The sequence below is a fragment of the Paenibacillus sp. EC2-1 genome (assembly GCF_049311625.1).
Lineage (GTDB): Bacteria > Bacillota > Bacilli > Paenibacillales > Paenibacillaceae > Paenibacillus_AQ.
In genome coordinates, this window is sequence record NZ_CP186006.1 from 3,994,708 (window position 1) to 4,013,276 (window position 18,569).

Here is an 18,569-nt window from a genome sequence, read left to right on the forward strand (position 1 = left end):
GCAGGAGGAATACCATATGAATGAAGGTCCATTTCGGATGCAATCACAATCAAAACCTAAACGGAAACGCAAAATCGGGAAATGGCTACTTCTCTCTCTATCTTCACTTGTTTTGCTTGTTGTGTTAGGAATGGCAATTGCTTATCCACTACTGAAATATGAACCCCTTGAAGAAGCGAAGCAGGCGATGAATAGTGACACGGTTGTCGAAGTGAAACAAGGAGATAATAGCTTTATATTCGAACCAGCTGGTGAATCGGCAAATCAGCCAAGCGTAATCTTTTATCCGGGTGCTTTCGTTGATGCAGAAAGCTATGCGCCGCTTGCACGTAAGCTAGCAGAAGCAGGACATCGCGTATATATTGCGGAGATGCCGTTCGACCTGGCTATCTTCGGGCAGAACAAAGCGGATACCATAATGGAGCAACATCCCAATGATCGTTATGTCATCGGCGGTCATTCACTAGGCGGAGCTTTTGCAGCAAGATATGCATCGGAGAATACAGACAAACTTGAGGGAGTATTTTTCCTTGGCTCATATGCCGATAAGGGTGGTAGCTTGAAAGACACCCATTTGAATGTCCTGCAAATCACAGGTACTAACGATGGTGTGCTGAATTGGGACGTATGGGAAGAGAGCAAACAGAACTTGCCTGAAGCCACAACCAAGTTTGTTTCCATTGAAGGCGGCAACCACGCTCAGTTCGGAACCTACGGAAAGCAAAAAGGTGATCAGGATGCAGCCATTTCCCCGCAACAGCAACTGGATGAGGTTAGCGGAGCTATAGTTGATTGGATGCAGACACTTAAGAAATAAGCATACGAACAAATTAAGTCATTCGGAATCAATAACAAAAGGCAGTCTAACCTATTCCTACAGGTTAAGACTGCCTTTTTAGTATGCTTTTTTTGCATTCGAGATCATGTTATGTTCTTCCCAAGTATCAGGTCTGCTCCAATGACCTTTCTTGCTGTAAATGTCATAAGAGCTACACACTCAGCTTCTGTGTATTCCAATCCTTCGTATACCATCCCGCTTGCTTGCGAAACATCGCAGCGTATTCCCCATCATTGTTCATTAACGTCTCGTGATCTCCACTCTCGACTAGGCGCCCCTCCTTGAGAACGATAATCCGATCCGCAAAGCGACAGCTTCCGAGTCGATGGGTGACAAAAACGGCTGTTCTGCCACGTGTCAGCGTCATCAGATTTTCAAAAATAGCTGCTTCCGTCATCGGATCAAGCGAAGCTGTCGGCTCGTCAAGCACAATAACATCAAATTCCCGAAAAAATGCCCGATTCAATGCAATCCGCTGCCATTGTCCGTAAGATAGTTCATGTCCTCCGTCAAATTGAATACCAAGAACCGTTTCCCATCCATCCGGAAGTTTATCGATAAAGGACATTGTATTCGCTTGTTCGGCGGATTGCCTAAGCCTGTCCTGATTATTCAGTTCCGCTACATCTCCCAATCCGATATTCTCCCATACCGGGAATGGGTATTGCACAAAATCTTGAAAAATGGCGCTCATCCGGCTGCGTAGACTACTTGCACGCATTTCGGCATAATCGATGCCATCTATTGTAATGGACCCACGGCTAGGACTGTATAAACCGAGCAAACATTTGGCCAATGTGCTTTTTCCAGCTCCGTTATCTCCTACAATGGCAATCGTTTCCCCCGCATTAATGGAAAAGCTCAATGCTTCAATCGCTGAATTAGAAGCGCCTTCATATTGAAAAGACAAATTATCGACTTTGATCCCTTGTTTAATCGGAGATGGAAAATCCACTTTACCGCTTTGATCACTCTGTTCCGTAAGCTTGATAAAAGCAAGTACTTCATTCGCATGAAGCAAGCTTTGATGAAGGTTAGAATACCCTTGGGCAAGACCTTGAATGAGCATTTGTGAGTTGAACAACGCTTGAGCCAAAGCTACATATTGTCCGATTTCCAGCCCCCCGTTCGCTCCAGTATTCAAAGCGAATAGCAGCATGCCGCTTAATAGCGCCAATGAAATCATCTGCATTCCAAATGAAATACCGATCGTTTTTCGTTCTAAAGCGAGCTTCCGCCAGGCATTCTTCTTCGCAATCAACTTCCATTTTCCTATTAAATAATCAGCCAATTCAAATACACGAATCTCCTTGGCCCCTTCCCGGCTTTTCAGGAAATAGCTAAGAAAAGATGCCATACGCTCATCCGGTGTTTGTTGAACAAAAAGCTTGAAAGATGCTTTACTCTCGTACAAGTAAGTCCAAAGCATGGGAACAACCAGAAGTAGCATTCCCACCGACAAAAGCCAGTGAAATTGATACAACACAACCATAAAGCCGATGACAGTAATGGTACTTTGAAGCATTGTCAGAACGATAAAGACGATTCCGAGCCCTTGCATCTGTATGCTGAAGGATGTCCGCTGCATCCGATCATAATTAAAATGATCATCAAAATACGATAAGGATAAACGATTCACCTTGGCCGACATCATCTCGTCAAAGTATAAGGTAGCCCGCTCATTAAAAAACTGCTGTGTATATTTAAAAATGCTTGCCATTAGTGCACTTGTCAAGAGCAGAGCGAATTGAAGCCACACGAGCCTCCACACATCTTGAAAGCCTCTCTCGCTATTCCCTTGAAACAATTGCGCAGCTTCCTCTACAAGCTTGCTTGTGAGCGAAAGCTGCGCAATTGGGATAACTGCCTGAGCCAACGTTATTCCAATTAGTAACACTAGGGCTACACCTGATATTTTCCACAGAATAGGCAGTAAGAACCGAAGTGTTTGCAGCTTGCTGAATGAAGGTTCCATTAGGACTCGCTATGAGATATATAAAGAGGATAATGTGCCAACGTCGTGCCATATTCGTCTGTCATTACAAAGTGAAATATTCCTTCTTCATGTACAACGAAACGCGGCTGAAATGCCATATCTATTCCTGCCGGGACAGGCTCCATCCTTTTATTTACGAGACCTTCACATCTTTTTTGCCACACCACGTTTTTATTCGAGTCGTAAACCTTAATCCATACAACACCCTCATTCACGCCAAAAAACAACACTTTGGCCCACAAATAAAAAAGCGTAACCGCTGGAAATGTCCGTAGTCGCACTTCATTGCGCACGTTTTGAATACAATGCGCCCTTGTTTCATAATTATCAACCACCTGATCAGCTATAAGAAGTTGTCCGCTGATTTCTGCGTGCATAATGGTTCCTCCTCCGATTGAAAAACTCTTATTTTGAGCTCCAAAAGCATTTCTATCTCTGTGAAGCGATGTAGCTTCTGTCCGTCCCACTCGTAAGCGACCGTTTCCCCATCCAGCAGTTCAAGCCACCTGGAACTTGTCCATTCGGGCGTGTAGCGCACACGATAACAACTATTCCATCCACGCTGCTTTAATAGGTGGATAAACGGAGGGGCGTCCAAAAATACGATGACATTCTGAAAAGCCTTATCTTTTGTTGACAATATTTCATCTAGCCTTTTGAATGATGGGTCCTTGTAATGAATACCGATGACCGTCATTTTTTCCGTATCCGGCCATGACTCGTCTTGGATTGCCGCTTGTACTAGATGTAGCTCCATCCTTTTCAACCTATACTTCATGACCAACACTTGCAGCAGGCCTACCGACAAAATCGTTAAAGCGAAAACGATCCACAAGATCATCATTCTCTTACCTGCAGCGCAATGTATCGTTTTCGAGTCTGCATATAATCAACAAGCAACAAACAACTGCATGTCACTACACTATGGAGTATAAATTGCTGGAAGGAAGCTTGAGCTGACAGGACAGCGGCCGGCAGTAGACATTTAATCGCGCATATCCCGATCAGAATCGAATTTCTACTCAAAGGATATCGGTTTAAAAAGTCGATTGAACCGAAGCAAGAGCATGCACTCCCCTTCTCCTGATCCAATCGGCGCTTTCTAACAAGAAGAACGCTGAAGGCAAGCAACAGCACAATAGCACCCAGCTCCTTATAATAAAGTGCTTGTCCGGATGCAAAGGAAATAAAAAGAACAAGTTCGAACAGAAGTAATCCGATCGCAGCGGGACGAGTAAGCGAGAACGGGAGGACATGATAGGACTGCACGGAAAGTTCGAAGTCGCGAAAGGTGTTTAACTTATAGTAAAATGCCGCAAAGAATAAAGCGCCCAATACAAAATCCAATAAAAAAGCCGTAATTGAAAGCAAATTAGCCGCCTCCTCTTCGCACTCCGCTCTCATCGTACAGATGTCCAATATCCACGATCGTAAATTGTCTCATGACAAGACCCTGTTCCAGCATAATCGCCGCTGGTGTCGCTTCCAGTCCAAATCGTGCTTTATATTCCTTTTCCTCCATCGTCAAAACAGGGAAGGAATAATCGTAATACTGCACTAGCTCTTCGTTATCCTCAATAGATCCGCTGCTAACGACAAGTAGCACTCCTTCGTGTCTGGCGTCAAATTCAGCAAGATCGGCTAGCAAATCAATGCAACTGCTGCAAGTTAAAGAGATAAAAAGAATTGTTGCCGTTGCCGCGTCGGCAAGCCTGGCATCCAATTCAAGACCACGGAAAAGTTGACCTTGTACCAAAGGAGATTCCATCAGTATCTCTTGATCAAGTAGTGGCGCAGCATAAACTTGTTCTCGCTCCAGCGTCTCACGCTTGAATAAATCTCGAAAGCTAAGTTTGCTCATTATGATTCCTCCTCTAATAAAGTCACATATTCATCGGGGTTGCCTCCTAAGGATTCAAAAACCTTTTAAAAGGGAAAAAGAGTTTTTCCAAAGATTCCAGACTTCCAACATGTTCCATCGTAATAATCTGTCCCTCCGCATTTAATCCGTAGGCCCACGGATAGCCCCGAGTCTTCAGTTGTCCAAACAGGACATCATCCGTTGCGTGGTAAATCCGGGCGGAATGATGAAAGACTTGCTTGGCTTTCTCGAATGTACTCTCTTCCGTTTCTATGAATAGTAGGAAATTGATGCCAAGGTATTGTTGAATAAATATATCAATCGCTTCCATCGCCGGAAGACAAGGCGCGCAGGAAGTACTAATAGTCGCCACCAAAAGATAGTCGTTAATACAATCATACAAATCTATCGAGTCATTGTCCGGAATCATGATATTGGGCAAATAATCTCCGATCTGCAAACCCTCTTCAACTTTTAGAAATGACGGTATCGCTTTTTCAGTCTGATTCACATGAACATACTCCCTTCATTCTGTGTCTGCCTGCATAATAGAAAGAGAATCTCTCGCTAAACTGAGAGATTCTCCACTTATGAGTTCTACCAGCAATCACATGCTCCATTCACACTGCAATTTTCAGACGGACAAACCATTACTCTTCTTCTAGTGTGACTATTAATATTACTAGGGCATTTTTCAGTGCAGTATGTAACCCATACCCCAGCTGTGCAACGATTAGGACAAGCCATTATTATTCACCTCCTTTCAATATTCTCTCTTATGGGAACAATCTATCTTCTATATTACCAATTAATTCATATTATTATATTTATTTATATTTTCACTGAAATATATATGATAAACCACAATATGTAAACGGTTTCAACAAAAGAAGTTATACTATTACAAGTTTCAAGTATTCTCCTCTGTTGATTTGACATATTTCTTTGTTCTTCTCCTCTCAAATGTCCATACACCTAAATATTGTCACAACCTCAACGTCTGCTCACTAACGCAAAAAAAAAGACCACGATTTCGTGGCCTTCTATCACTATTTATTGTTACTTAACACAAGTTCCCACCTTACTGTCTACTTCGTGTCTAACGCTTTCTGGTGAATCTCTAAGTATTGATTTAACTGAAGTCCATCAAGCCCCTTCACATAAGCGTCCCATTCCTTATCAATACTTTTGGAGCCCGTAACAAACTGCGCCATGTTCGACTTCACATAATCAAGCAAAGTTGTTTTGATCTGTGCAGTGATCTCAGCATCTTCCAGAGCAATAAACACACCGTTGGGGTACTGCTCCTTCGAGTGGAATGGTTCATATTCTTTAGATACTTTATTAAGACGTGTACCATAACCGTCTGCTGCTAACTCATCTTGTGGTGCTGTCCAGGAAGCACGATAAGCGTAAGTTCTAAGCGATGGACCAATCTGTTCCCAGCCATCGTTATGCGTAGGTTTCTTATCCGTCTGAGGAATACTTGCATACTTCGCTTGTTTGCCATCCAGACTCATTTCTCCCTCTTTTGCCTTGCGCCATCCTTTTTCTTCCGGTCCGTTCTCCTGAAGAACAATCGATTCCTCTGTATACAGATAATCTGCTAAGCGGATCGCAGCAATCTGTTGTTCTTGTGAAGCTTTATTCGTAATGGCAAACTGGGAATTGTTAATACCTGCAAAATTAAGCGTTCTCTGAATACCGTCTGGTCCTTTAAGCGGTGGAACAACAACATAATCTTTATGACGCGGCACCGTATCATCCATACTGTATGCATAGCTGATTAACGCGGTTGAAAGAGCTCCCATCACATTGTCAGGTTCCCGATTAGCCATTTGTTGAATGGCATCGGCATTTTGAGTGAAGGCAGCCGGATCAATCAAGCCCTCGTTGTACAAGCGATTTAAGTAGATCAAGCCTTGCTTCCACTCTTCTTTATCTGCCACGAATTCCACTTTCCCATCTACAACTCGAAGAAAGGTTCCTGCCGTTCTTTCCGTATAATCATCCACAATAAATGAATTCATTAAGAAGGCTGTAACGTTCCCTGCCCACATCTCATCGGAGCCCGTGAGCGGAATCTCATCTTGCTTGCCATTTCCATTCGGGTCCTTTTCTTTAAAAGCCTTAAGTACTGTGTAAAATTCATCCGTTGTCGTGGGTACGGACAAGCCTACTGTATCTAACCATTTTTTGTTGATCCACATCTTCAGTGCATTGTCACAATGATAGCATTCATTAACCTGTGGTAAAGCATAGATATTTCCATCAGGAGATGTAATGGAAGCTTTCATATATGGAATATCCTGAATAGCCTTCACAATGTTTGGCGCATATTTTTCAATCAAGTCGTTAAGTGGGATAAATACCCCTTGTGTACCGTATTTCATCTGCTCTTCTTTGGAAAGATCTCCATGCAGGATGACCTCTGGGTAATCACCACTCGCCAGCATCAATTGTTTACGGTCCTTCAAAGCGTTATTCGGCACCAGATCCCAAGCGATCTTTATATTTGTTTTCTCTTCTAGAAACTTGGTATAGGCGTTCGTCTCCATATTCTCAATCGTAGCGAGCTGCGGAGCAAACATCTTGATCGTCATCGGTTGTTTAACAATAGGGTAGGTTCCCACCTCGTTAAACATTTCCCCTTGCTCAGGTACTGCATCACCTTCGGGTTTAGTAGCTGCACCAGGCTCTGATGTATTAGAATCACCACACGCGCTTAACAAGAATACCAATGCGATGAACAAGCTAAATGTACCCGTTACCTTTTTAGTCCACTTCTTTCTCATAAAGACCGACACCTCCGATTTTCATCCTACCGTATTACATGTGACCCTGAGTCCTTTGAAATGAATTGGTGGCTCCTTTAAACGTTTTAGGGCATCACCCCCTTCTAATAACCAACAGTCGTTTTGTTACCCTTTTAACGAACCAATCATGACCCCTTTAACAAAATGCTTCTGCACGAATGGATATATGATGAGCACAGGTGCGCTCGCTACAACAATCAACGCGTACTTCAATAAATCCTTTAGTCCTTGCTGCGCTTGCATCTGATCTACATTAGCCATCATGGAAGCATCAACCGTGTTCAGGATAAGAACGTTACGTAGAATGATCTGGAGTGGGAATAACCCTGGATCTCTCAAAAAGATCAAAGCATCAAAGTAAGCATTCCAATGTCCAACGGCATACATAAGCGTCATGACGGCAATAATCGGCTTGGATAATGGAAGAACCATGCTCAGGATGAAGCGAAAATCACTGCATCCATCAAGCTCAGCTGCTTCGGAGAGTTCATCGGGAATCGTTGTCTGAAAAAAGGTACGAGCAATGATGACCTGAAATACCGCGAGCGCGCCTGGTAAAATCATGGCCCAGCGTGTATCTAACAAATGTAGTTCCTTTACAAGGAGATAATAAGGAATGAGTCCACCTTCAAACATCATCGTGATAACCAGCATCACCATGATGATATTGCGTCCATATAGTGTCTTCTTGGCTAATGGATAAGCGAGCATGATCGTAAGAAGCACATTAATCAAAGTCCCTACCACCGTATAAAATAGAGAATTCAGATAGCCGACACCGATTTGTGGATTCTGGAATACCGCTTTATAGCCGTCCAGTGTAAAATCTACCGGAAACAGCCACACCTTGCCAGAGATCACCGATTGCGGTGAGCTCACCGAAGAACTCACGATATAAATCAACGGAAGCGCAACAATCAACAGCACTAATGTCAAAAACAGATAGACAAAAAAGATAAATATGCGGTCGCTTTTTGATTCCTGAACCGTATTTACTTTGGACATATAAAACCCTCTCTTTCCATGTTGTTCTTCACTCCCATCATCTATCAGGACCCCTCACCACAAGCTGCTGTTGGAAAGCTTTCTCGCTATATAATTCACAGTTATAAGAAGTATTAAGTTGATGATGGAATTGAAAAAACCAATAGCTGCAGAGAAGCTGAAACTCGAACCGAGCAGACCGACCTTGTACACATAGGTAGAAATGACTTCCGAAGTGCTGAGGTTCAGTGCATTTTGCATCAGATATATTTTCTCAAAACCTAATTTCATAATGTTTCCGAGGTTCAGGATAAGTAGAATCACGGACACAGGGATTAAACTCGGAATATCAATGTTCAGAATCTTCTGTATTCTCGAAGCACCGTCTACTTTGGCGGACTCATACAACTCTGGATTTACTCCAGAAAGAGCTGCTATGTAGATAATTGCTCCATAACCTGTGAACTGCCATACATCAGACCACACATAGATACTCTTGAACAACCCTGGTATACCCATGAAATTCGTATTCGTTACGCCAATAAATTCGAAAAACTTACTAATCATACCTACATTCGGTGTTAGATTGACGATAATAATAGACACCATTATAACGGTTGAAATAAAGTAAGGTGCGTACGATACCATCTGAACGGTTTTCTTAAACAGTCCATTTCGAATCTCATTTAATGCAAGTGCTAAAATGATCGGAGCCGGAAAACCAATGGATAGACCATAAAGACTGATCCCAAGCGTATTCTTAAAATACAGCCAAAAATTCGGGGAATCGAAAAACTGTTGAAAGTATTTCAAACCCACCCATGGACTACCCCAGATTCCCTTAATTACGTTGTAATCCTTGAATGCAATCACAATGCCACCCATCGGTATATATTTGAAGATCACTAAGTATAAAACAGGCAATACCAAGACCAGGTACAATTGCCAATGACGTTTTATTTTCTTGCCTACTGATTTCTTACGAGGACCCACATTAGTTCGTACCGGGACATTAGATGGAAGGTTAGAATCCGTTTGTAACTTATTCTTCAGAGTTGGCAAATTTGTTTCTCCTTTCTGTTATGGATTCATAAGTGGTGTGTTGGAATTAGATTTGATTGTAAACGCTTTCTAAATTCCCAACAAGAAACAATAATTAAGGGGGAAACCATTTTCACCCCGGCTGTTATTACAAGAAAAAAGCAGCGATATGATCGCTGCTGCAAACCGATTTCTACATCGGCATCATTTTCACCCATGCTTATTCAGAGCACATTCTGTTCGGTACTCTCCAGGCGATACTCCAACCGTGCGCTTAAATACACGGCGAAAAGATATGACATTCGTATAGCCAACCCGTTCTGCTATTTCTTGAATAGAATAAGAAGTTTCCACAAGAAGCCGTTTTGCTTCCTCCATTCGATTATCAATAAGGAAATCAACAAATCGCTGTCCTGTATTTTCCTTGAACAATTTACTTAAATATTTAGCATTAATATCAAACCGTTCACCTAATAATTCAAGAGACATACTCGGATTCGAATACTCAAGTTCAATCGATTTCCTTATGTCACAAATCACTGAAAAATACTGCTTCGTATCCTGCATCTGCCGCATCGCTTCATAATGTTCCGTCAGTATCTGCTTGATTCCATCACGAAGTTGTTCCAATGTATGACCATTATCCACTCTTTCTGTAAGCCTCGGTAGCCCTTCTTGAATCCATCTATTATAAATTTCTGTATTCATCCCCGACATCTCTCTACCTATGTAGTAAATTAGATAATTCATCAAGTTGAATATCTCATCATTGGTGAGAAGCCCCATCTTCAGTTGAGCGAACCACTGTTCATAATCCTCACTCCAATGGTCCTTGAGTAATCGTAAGGACTGCACAATCGAACGAATCTCACCTAAGTGGTTATAGACCTCTGCGCTGCCATGCATCGATATATCCTCACTGCTAATCAAACGATTTTCTCCTAGAACAATTTTATAACTTAGCGCTTTTAAAGCACTGTTGTATGACCTCTGGATGTCAGGAAGCGTCTTTGCCTCTTCACCCATACCAATCGTGATTGAGAATTTTAAATTTTGTGATGTCCAGGCAATAATTTGCCCTGCAAGTAAGGATATAGCGCTATTGTCATTCTTATCATTTGTGTTAGATTGTAGCACCATGACTGATAAATTAGCTGCCGTTGTCCACTCTGACCACAATATTTGCTCTAACTTCATCCCTAATTCGTCCACAACTGAACGAAGTGTGAATTTAAGTAAGTCCTGATCACTTTTTGAATACATGCGGCAGAAGTCTCCATATTTATCAATGTCAAGGATGAAGATACGGCTCGTGTCTAACGGTTGCGGGAGATTTAGCTGAATAGCTTCTTCTCTCCATTCTGAAATCGTAAGCGAAGAATTCCCTTCAATCAGCTGGTGGAACAGATACCTGGTTTTCAAATGAAGATCTTCGTGGTATTTCTCCTGATACTGCTTAAATTGTTCTAAAACATGGTCAAATGCAGACTCAATAAAGGCAAACTCATCCGGCTTCCCCTTCCATATGCCTCCACTCGTAATTGGCAGTGCATAACTACTGAAACGAGCTGCGATCTGCTCAATTGGTCTTGCATTACGCCTCGTCACATAGATCATCCAGATGAACCCAAGGGTAATCATGATTAAGCCGATGATAAACCATAAATTATAGAGATAAGAAATGGTACTCACGAATCCCCCAGGTACGAGTCCACTCCCATACGTCCAGTTCGTATAACTAGATACACTATGCGAATAGATTGCAGATTGATCGACATCGATCTCACTACCAAATAAAAGATGACCCGATGTATCCTTAACTTGAACAAAACTAACTTTAGACTGATACATATCTCTGGTTAACTTATATAAGGAATCCGTAGAGACATTAACAACAATCATCCCATGATCATTTTTCATGAAAGATGATCCTTTGACCAGACTTATCACCTGCTTACTACCCATCCGGGTAAACTGTTCGAATTGTCGTCCATCCGTCCATTTGGCTGTCTGCGAGAATTGATATTGTTCAATAAATGCCTTATCTTGGTAAGCGTTTACATTTGAACTTGTAGCATCACTCAGTACAAATCCGTCAGCATTGCGGACCAGATAGATAGAATCAATCAAGGGATAATAAGCGATCATTTCTTTTAACTTTTGAACCGCTTGGATATTGATGTAGTTATTACTGTCTACACTAGCATTGAAGAAATCTTGCAACGCTTTACTATTAATGCTTTCAAGGACAACCATATTATCAATCACTTTTAATGATGCATCCACAATCCGCATGGTTTGTAAGGAGAGTTGCTTACTCGCTTGAAGTGCATCTTTACGATTCTGCTCACTGATCAGTTGAAAGCACACAAAGAACACAAATGTGATCACGACAACAAAAGCTGGCATATACGAGAGCAAAAGTCGTCGAAACCATGATTTCCGCATAACACACCCCGCTTCTTCTCCATAAAGAATGATTCGTATTCATTTTTTGTATAGTATAGCTTATTATCGATGCGAAAAGGGATACCAATAGGAAAAACCCGGAAAGAGCACTCTCTCTTTCCGGGTTTCTCGATGAAGGAATATGTTTATATGACTCCCTTTAACAAACTCAAAATGGTATAAGGATTACTGCTTGAAATAAATTCGATACTCGGCTGATTTTTTGCCGTCTTCCGATTTTGCGATCAATCTTGCAGCAGATGATGTCTTGGATGTCGGTATGAGCGTTATTGAAGTATTGCCCGCCCCAGACCCACTCAGTAACGGATCGCCGGGTTCAAGTTGCACAACACACTCATAAATGGAACCCATCTTGCTAACAAAATCATCCATGATGTTTTTTCCGTCCAGTGTAATTCTACTCACTTCAACCTTATGATTTGCCTTTGGAAGCTTGTCGTATATTCTAAGTTCAGTTAGTCCAATTGCCCTATCCCCTCTCGCAATCATATCAACTCGAATTGCAGAGGTCTTAACAGGATCAAATGTGTAAGTGCTTGGTTGTTTCGGTACCACATTCTCCGGAACTTGCATATTGGAGACTTCTACCCACTGGCTATCTTGCATGTAACTTACCTTTAATGAAGCAGGAATTGAACACTCTTTGTCCTCATACCAGTAAAACTCCACTTGATCCACAACATATTCTACCGGTCCGAAATCTCCGAATGTAATGGATATCCAGTCGCTAGAACGAGGCGAAGCTGACTGATTCGTCCACCGATTGCCTGGTTGCTCCTCATATGAAATGACATCATCATGTATCGTTTCAACACCATGTTCATGATGCGCATAAGAGGTTTCAGCTTTTGGATAATCGTAGCCGTTCTTAGCTCTGCTAATATTATGCATAATACCGGTCTCATCGGTTACTCGAATTCGCGCTTTAGCCTTAACGTCTAAACCGGTCATTGTACCCTCGACCTCGAACACAGAAGCGGCTTGAAGATTCTCAGATGAAATAATATCCCACTCCACCTCTTGGCGTTCCTCCGTACCATCATTGAAATACACCGTTACCATCGTCGGTAACTCTGGTTGTCTCCCCTGCAATACAGCCATACTAATCTGTTCAACAGCGATATGAGTTCTAGGCATCAATAACATGTCGTCTAACTGACTTTCTGCATGGTTTGCATCTACCACATTCCCGCTATTCATCTGAACAAGGAATGAAAGCTTCGGTGTTGTCAGTACAACATCTTCGTAATGAATTGTCGCCGATACACAAGCTTGTCCTTCTGCTTCAGCATGGAGTCTTCCGTTTCGAATTTGAATAGCGCTACCTTCGATTTCATAAGTTACTGTCGCCGTCGGTGGAATCTCGGTAAGTTCGCCATGACTAAACGTACCCATGATGCTAAAATCTATTGACTCGTCTACTCCTAATTGTGTCTTAACAACTCTGAGATCGGCAGAGATCAGCTTGGTTGCCTGCCGTGGAACTTCCGTAATAATCTCAACGGAACTACCGGAGAGACCTGACGAACTCGCATTCACTACAAGCTCGCCCGGTTCCTTTAGGACTTGAACGATCGCGAGTGCTTTCCCGTAAAATGCCTTCCGATTGTCAGCTTTGTAGCGCTCAATACTTGCGGCATCCCCATTATCAACCCCCACGAGAATGCCCTTATCTGATACACTAAATTCAATTAAATGGTCCGCTGTCGGTACGATATTTCCGTCACTGTCTACGATATCTGCGGTTATGAACACAAGGTCACGCCCATCGGCTTGAATGTGATTACGATCTGCGGTTAGCCTGATTTCCACCGGATCTCCAGAAGTGATCACGCTTGCTTCTTCAATGATATGACCTTGCTCATCCTTGGCTAAAGCGGTTAATCTCCCTTTCTCAAAAGGCACGGACCATTCCAAATAGGTCTTGCCATCCGCCGTCTCTTGATAATTTTGCCCCCAGGAGGTTACCTTCGCTTCGAAGCTTCGCTCACCTAATGACTTGCCGTTAAGCTGCAATTCGACTGTCCTTGCATTCGTATAGACGAGCACTCGAACCGTTTCACCAGCAGTCCAATTCCAGTGCGGAAGAATGTGCACCATGGGCTTGTCGCTCCACTGGCTCTGATAATAATAGTATATATCTTTTGGAAAACCTGCTGTATCCACCGCTCCGAAATAGGAACTCTTGGATGGAAAAGCGTTGTAATACGGTGTGGGCTCTCCAATGTAATCGAATCCCGTCCATATAAATTGTCCTGCAATATGTTTAAAATCTCGGTCATATTTCCAGGCCTCTTCGGCCGTTCTTCCCCAGGCTACATAATCATTGTCATAAGAAGATTGCTGCCGATCCTCATAAGTGGTGCTCATGTTATATTCATAAGGATGTGTATATACACCTCTCGAACGCGTAGCAGAAGAGGTCTCAGAACCGTACAACTTCCATTCTGTATTATGTTCATGGTATCCAAGGTAATTGTTCTCCGAGTAATTGAGACCCACGATGTCGACTTCGTTAAAAATAGCTTCGATATGCTCATTTAACGGTGTAATGGACACTTTGTCGCCTCTCGTTTTATCTTCCCCGATCGTTGTCGGCCTTGTCGTATCTATCTCCTTAACCCATTTCACCAGGTTTCGAACGATTTCCACCCCTTCTGGGCTGGTTGTATCGTATATTTCATTACCAATCGACCACATAATGATGGAAGGTTCATTCTTATTCCTATCTACCATTTCCTTGGTATCATGCTCTGCCCACTGAGAGAAGAACCTACCATAATCATATTCTTTCTTCGAGAGGTTCCAAGTATCGAAAGTCTCTTCGACAACAAGAAGTCCCAGTCGATTGCATGCCTCGATCAATTCAGGTGCAGCCGGATTATGAGTAACCCGTATGGCATTCACACCCATGCCCTTCATAATCTGCATTTGCCGTTCTACAGCTCGCTCGTTCACTGCTGCCCCTAGTGCTCCCAGATCATGATGCATGCACACGCCATGCAGCTTCATATATTGTCCATTTAGCGAGAATCCTTCACTTGAATCAAAGGAAAAATATCGAAGCCCGAATAGGGTCTCATAAACATCCATCACTTGTCCGTCAACTACAACCTCTGTGACCAGTCGATAGCGGTAACTCTCGCTGGTGCTCCACAGTCTTGGATTCTGAATATAAGCTTGGTCTTCGAAAAGTCCAACGGTACCGCTCTCCAGGACCATCTCATCGGATACTTCGCTTGCCGCTACATTTCCATCCATATCATAGATCACTGATTTCACCGTCACAGATGCTCGGTCCAGAGAGTCGTTCTTCACTTTTGTCTTTAGATCAACACACGCTTTGTTATGTTTGAGTTCCTCCTCAAGTCCAGGCGTGGTTACAAAGGTTCCGTATCTTTCCACGTAAATTGTATTTGTGACCGTAAGATATACATTTCTATAGATTCCGCTTCCGGAGTACCAGCGGCTACTTGGCTGAATATTTTCTACTCTTACAGCAAGCACATTCTCCCTGCCGTCTGTATAAGCTTTTCCGGTGATGTCATAGCTAAAAGCATTGTAGCCGTATGGATATGTACCTAATGCCTCACCATTCAAGTAAACTGTGCTGTTCATATATACACCATCAAAATCAATGGACACCTTTTTTCCAGTCATCCACTGAGGTAGTGTGAACGTCTTTCGGTACCACCCGATGCCACCGTCTAAGTAACCACCCTCATGTGTCGAAGCCGAGTCGGGATTGAAATCCAGCTCGATGCTCCAATCATGCGGTACATTCACCTTGCGCCAATTTGAATCATCAAAGCCTTTCTGCCTCGCATCCAATAAGCTCTCGCCATCTTCTCTGTGGAACCGCCAATCCTCACTAAAGCGTAATTTCCTAATCATTGTACCCAGCCTCTCTGCAAGTTGTTATTTTCCCGAAATCGCCAGATTTAAATTAAAGCGATTTCAATTGTTGTTATCCGCTGTGATTTGCGTCATCATCCTAGGTGCTTAAGGTTACTATACCGTCCTTTAGCTATAAGGTTCAAGCTTATATTCCGCTCATAAACTTTGCCTATGATTTTCTTATCGCTTCTATTACTAAGTTAAGCGTATTACCAGTTTGTCTTCCGCTCTGGTAACGGGTCTTCATCCTCAATGAGCCGGTGTACAAGCTCCTCCAAAAGCTTCAGCTTCACTTCCCTAGCTTCTGGATCGAAGAATAAATTGTGCCGCTCTTCAGGATCCTCAAGTAGATCAAAGAATTCACCATAAGTCTCGCCTGCGAATACCACAAGCTTGTAACGAGCAGTACGCAGGCATTTAACGTGGATACCACGGTCATGCGCATCGTAGGAGGTCACTGCCGATGATCGGAGATGGGTTACATCGCCCTCTACTACTTTGAGTTGAGATATTCCTTGTACACCGTATGGACGATCCCGGCCGATTACATCTAGAACAGTGGGTACAATATCAACATGTTCGATCAGTGCCTCGGTTTTTCTGCCTTTAGTTAAGCCTGGTAGCCGCATAATCATCGGAATACGGGTCAATCCTTCGTAGAACCACGGACCCTTATACATCAATCCATGGTCGCCAAGCAGCTCTCCATGGTCACTAGTAAATACGATCATTAGATTATCCTCGATGCCTTTCTGCTTCCAGGCATGAAGAATTCGGCCGATTTGTTCATCAATAAACGTAACCATTGCGTAATAGTTTCGAATGACCCTCCGCAGACGCTCATTTGAAGATTGATGTTGTTCACCGCCTCCTGGCCAGTATCCACGTTCGCCTTGCCTTAATAGATGTTCTGGGCGCATCTGGAGCTCATTGTTCTCCCCGGCATGCGGAAGATCAATATCCATATCAGCATAAAGTTCAGCATACGCGTGCGGCGGATCGAATGGATGATGTGGATCGACAAAGCTCGTCCATAAGAATAACGGTTGCTCCGTGTCATGGGCCTGTATCGCCTCAATACTTTTCTCCGCGATCCAGTAGCTCTGATGCAATTCTTCCGGCATATCACTTTCCCATACATCCCCATCCGCATTCTCTGTTCGGCACCTGTTCTTAGTAAAACGCTCTGCAACGGCAGGGTCCTGCTCCCGAAGCCAATCAAGATATTCGCCTATCGCATTATCCTCAGAAATATGATGCTCGTCAAAACCGTAATACGTACCATCCTTCTCCCTGCCGCGATCTCGGTAACTTACGTCTTCTGCCATAGTAGAGAAATCGGTCTTACATTGCGGGCGAAAATGCATCTTACCTACACCCACCGTCTTGTAACCAGATTCCTTCAAATGATCACATAGCGTCATTTCATCCTCGTTTAACGATACGCCAATATTCCACGCACCATGGACATGTGGATAGCGTCCCGTGAAGATCGAAGCACGTGAAGGTGTGCATACAGGGCTGGCGCAGTAAGCGTTCGTGAAGACGGTTCCTTCAGCGGCAATCTTATCCAACATCGGTGTCTTTACCTTAGGATTCTCGAAGCCCAAAGCGTCAGCTCGCATTTGGTCTGTTGTGATTAGCCATACATGAGTTTTTCTTGTCACGATCTGTATTCCTCCTTAATAGGCCGTAAAATAGGGATTCAGGCCGTTTTTCTCCTATGCTACAATGGTAGGTGAAGATCGTATACAAGCATTCAACTCACTTTTATAACAATCCTGATCACTCGAAAGAGAGAAGGTCTTGCACTTGAATTCTTCTTACATCTCTAAAACCATTCCCCATACCCCCAGCCAGTTAGCCAAATCACTTCTACTCTTCGTCTATGATCTGGGATGGTACCAATGCCAGTCCGATTACCGGGTGAAACGTATCTATCACCCCTATTCAATCCGTCTCGTTCTGCGAGGAAGAGGAGATGCGGTATGGCGGGGCAAGACACATTCCGTGGGTCCAGGACAGCTTCTATTCTTGGATTTAACGGAAGAACATGAATATTACGTTGATGCGGAAGATCCCTGGGAGATCATATGGGTCCGTTTCGGCGGTACCCAAGCTGCCGAGTATCATAGAGTACTTGGATGCATGAGAAACCCTGTCTTGAATACACGCGATTCTGTATTGGTAAGACGACTGTTCGAAGAATTAGTCACCTTATTCGAGCAAAGGCCACCGGGCTATGAATTTACTGCCTCGTCTCTTCTGACCCAAATTTTCACCGATGCTGCAATTGCCTTGGCAGAACATGATCATTCTGCGAATAAAGGATCACCGCTGCGCTATCCGGAACACATTCACCAAGTCATTCAATATATTGAAGAGAATTATCTGCTCCCATTAACGATTGAGGAGCTTGCGAGCCACGTATTCATCAGTCCTGGTTACTTATCGCGCTCGTTCAAGCTTGCCACAGGCTGTACCGTTACAGAATATATCATTAAACATCGACTTCTGGTGGCCAAGAAACTTCTTGCTGATTCCGAGCATAGCCTCGGGGAAGTCGCTCAAGCAGCTGGGTTTTGTAGTCAAAGCTATTTTTCAAAACTCTTCAAAAGAGACGAAGGTGTTTCGCCGCTCCTGTATCGACGTAGTGTGAAGCAATAA

14 protein-coding genes are annotated in these 18,569 nt (G+C 43.2%); 2 read left to right on the forward strand and 12 right to left on the reverse strand.

Going from position 1 to position 18,569, the window contains the following annotated elements:
• Positions 1–16 precede the first annotated feature (16 nt).
• Complete coding sequence (locus ACK8P5_RS18695; RefSeq protein ID WP_422657763.1) at positions 17–817, forward strand: alpha/beta fold hydrolase; 801 nt, start codon at positions 17–19, stop codon at positions 815–817.
• Between the two features lie 172 nt (positions 818–989).
• Here the strand turns inward: ACK8P5_RS18695 and ACK8P5_RS18700 are convergent, their stop codons facing one another.
• From ACK8P5_RS18700 to ACK8P5_RS18755, 12 genes are all read right to left on the reverse strand, one after another.
• Positions 990–2,813: an ABC transporter ATP-binding protein gene (locus ACK8P5_RS18700; protein ID WP_422657764.1), complete on the reverse strand. Its 1,824-nt coding sequence runs from the start codon at positions 2,811–2,813 to the stop codon at positions 990–992.
• A complete protein-coding gene (locus ACK8P5_RS18705) occupies positions 2,813–3,211 on the reverse strand; it encodes a hypothetical protein (RefSeq protein ID WP_422657765.1) in 399 nt (132 codons plus the stop codon). Before ACK8P5_RS18705 ends, ACK8P5_RS18700 begins: the two co-directional genes overlap by 1 nt.
• On the reverse strand, positions 3,178–3,669 hold the full coding sequence (locus ACK8P5_RS18710; protein ID WP_422657766.1) for a hypothetical protein: 492 nt from the start codon (positions 3,667–3,669) through the stop codon (positions 3,178–3,180). The genes ACK8P5_RS18705 and ACK8P5_RS18710 overlap by 34 nt, the downstream gene beginning before the upstream one ends.
• Positions 3,670–3,674: 5 nt before the next feature.
• On the reverse strand, positions 3,675–4,205 hold the full coding sequence (locus ACK8P5_RS18715; protein ID WP_422657767.1) for a MauE/DoxX family redox-associated membrane protein: 531 nt from the start codon (positions 4,203–4,205) through the stop codon (positions 3,675–3,677).
• A 1-nt stretch (position 4,206) separates the two neighbouring features.
• Entirely contained in the window at positions 4,207–4,695 is a 489-nt protein-coding gene (locus ACK8P5_RS18720) for a hypothetical protein (RefSeq protein WP_422657768.1), read from the reverse strand.
• 46 nt (positions 4,696–4,741) lie between these two features.
• A complete protein-coding gene (locus ACK8P5_RS18725) occupies positions 4,742–5,206 on the reverse strand; it encodes a TlpA family protein disulfide reductase (RefSeq protein WP_422657769.1) in 465 nt (154 codons plus the stop codon).
• Positions 5,207–5,783: 577 nt separating this feature from the next.
• On the reverse strand, positions 5,784–7,490 hold the full coding sequence (locus tag ACK8P5_RS18730) for an ABC transporter substrate-binding protein (RefSeq protein ID WP_422657770.1): 1,707 nt from the start codon (positions 7,488–7,490) through the stop codon (positions 5,784–5,786).
• Between the two features lie 126 nt (positions 7,491–7,616).
• Positions 7,617–8,516: a carbohydrate ABC transporter permease gene (locus tag ACK8P5_RS18735; protein WP_422657771.1), complete on the reverse strand. Its 900-nt coding sequence runs from the start codon at positions 8,514–8,516 to the stop codon at positions 7,617–7,619.
• A gap of 54 nt (positions 8,517–8,570) precedes the next feature.
• Positions 8,571–9,488 carry an ABC transporter permease gene (locus ACK8P5_RS18740; protein ID WP_422661516.1) on the reverse strand — a complete coding sequence of 306 codons (918 nt, stop codon included), beginning with the start codon at positions 9,486–9,488 and terminating at the stop codon, positions 8,571–8,573.
• A 258-nt stretch (positions 9,489–9,746) separates the two neighbouring features.
• The gene (locus ACK8P5_RS18745; protein ID WP_422657772.1) at positions 9,747–11,984 is read right to left on the reverse strand and encodes a helix-turn-helix transcriptional regulator; all 2,238 of its coding nucleotides are present in this window, start codon (positions 11,982–11,984) and stop codon (positions 9,747–9,749) included.
• 186 nt (positions 11,985–12,170) lie between these two features.
• Entirely contained in the window at positions 12,171–15,899 is a 3,729-nt protein-coding gene (locus tag ACK8P5_RS18750; protein ID WP_422657773.1) for a glycoside hydrolase family 2 TIM barrel-domain containing protein, read from the reverse strand.
• Between the two features lie 212 nt (positions 15,900–16,111).
• A complete protein-coding gene (locus ACK8P5_RS18755; protein ID WP_422657774.1) occupies positions 16,112–17,569 on the reverse strand; it encodes a sulfatase in 1,458 nt (485 codons plus the stop codon).
• 145 nt (positions 17,570–17,714) lie between these two features.
• Between ACK8P5_RS18755 and ACK8P5_RS18760 the strand changes: the two genes are divergently transcribed.
• Complete coding sequence (locus ACK8P5_RS18760; protein WP_422657775.1) at positions 17,715–18,569, forward strand: AraC family transcriptional regulator; 855 nt, start codon at positions 17,715–17,717, stop codon at positions 18,567–18,569.